Consider the following 1532-nt stretch of genomic DNA (forward strand, 5'->3'; position numbering starts at 1 on the left):
CCAAGCGCACAGGGCGTGCATCTGTGAAAGTGTTATGGCAAGGATGGCTTAAGTTACAAGCCATCCTGGAAGGCTACGATTTAGCAAAATCTCTTGAGTCAGACTTGTGATCAAGAGACAGCTTAAAAAGTGGCTTTGTGTTTAAAGAGCTTAATAACCTGAGTTCAGGTTGAGTAATAAATTACTCTGCGTCAGCTTCTTTATATTTAGCAGCAGTTTCAGTAATTAACGGCTGTAATTCACCGCGTTGAAACATTTCGATAATAATGTCACAACCACCAACTAATTCGCCATCTACCCAAAGTTGTGGGAATGTTGGCCAATTTGCGTATGCTGGAAGCTCAGCACGAATGTCTGGATTAAGTAAAATATCAACGTATGCAAATGGTTCACCACATGACATTAACGCTTGCGATGCTTGTGAAGAAAAACCACAATTTGGTAATTTTGGTGACCCTTTCATGAAAAGGATTATTGGATTTTCTGAAATTTGCTGTTTAATTTTATCAATGGTTTCCATCTACAACCTCAAAGTAACGATAGCTAAATATATTTAGGTCTTGAAAATAACTCATCGTGACCACAAATATATAACTTAAAATGGGCAAATAAAGCCGCAATTGAAATAGTCTTTCGCAATAGCATTGCTGTTTGCTTAAACTTGAGTAAAATACTCAACAATTATAGTAACACTATATTACCGCTTGGTATAGGTAACTGCTCTGTTTCACCAGGCATTACGTATTACCAAATGGACTATCAACCAAAGAAGATGGAGATAAAAAAATGGCATTTGAACTACCGTCACTACCATATGCAATCGACGCACTTGAGCCACATATTTCAAAAGAAACGCTAGAGTTTCACCATGGCAAACACCACAACACTTACGTGGTTAAGCTTAATGGTTTAATCCCTGGTACTGAGTTTGAAAACAAATCTCTAGAAGAGATCGTATGTTCATCAGAAGGCGGCGTATTTAACAACGCAGCACAAATCTGGAACCATACTTTTTACTGGAACAGCTTATCTCCAAACGGCGGCGGCGAGCCTACTGGCGCAGTTGCTGATGCAATCAACGCTAAATGGGGTTCTTTTGATGCGTTTAAAGATGCATTAAATGACAAAGCAGTAAATAACTTTGGTTCAAGCTGGACGTGGTTAGTTAAGCTTGCTGATGGTTCACTAGACATCGTTAATACATCTAACGCTGCTACACCATTAACTGATGATGGCGTTACTCCAATCCTTACAGTGGATTTATGGGAACACGCTTACTACATCGATTACCGTAACGTTCGTCCAGATTACCTTAAAGGTTTTTGGTCGCTTGTTAACTGGGAATTCGCGAACGCTAACTTCGCTTAATTAGCCTTTAAACGCTAATGTAAAAAAGACGCTTAGGCGTAATGCCAGTCAGTTAAGCTGACTGGCATCTTTCTTTTTATGGGGATACTTAGATGGTTTTGGCTTAACCCATCGGGGATATCTTCTATCCTCTCGTCTAGCTGGAAGCTTAAATAAGACCAGTG

The 1532-nt window shown here is 39.6% G+C and carries 2 protein-coding genes; one reads left to right on the forward strand and one right to left on the reverse strand.

What is annotated here, in order from left to right; genetic code table 11:
- Positions 1–181: 181 nt before the first annotated feature.
- Positions 182–520 (reverse strand): Grx4 family monothiol glutaredoxin, encoded by a 339-nt coding sequence (locus tag H5115_RS19940; RefSeq protein WP_004335359.1) that lies wholly within the window; start codon positions 518–520, stop codon positions 182–184.
- A gap of 266 nt (positions 521–786) precedes the next feature.
- Here H5115_RS19940 and H5115_RS19945 point away from each other — a divergent pair, with 266 nt between their 5' ends.
- Entirely contained in the window at positions 787–1368 is a 582-nt protein-coding gene (locus tag H5115_RS19945; RefSeq protein ID WP_002960323.1) for a superoxide dismutase, read from the forward strand.
- Positions 1369–1532 lie beyond the last annotated feature (164 nt).

It is taken from the genome of Pseudoalteromonas sp. SR44-2 (assembly GCF_014163745.1).
GTDB lineage: Bacteria > Pseudomonadota > Gammaproteobacteria > Enterobacterales > Alteromonadaceae > Pseudoalteromonas > Pseudoalteromonas distincta.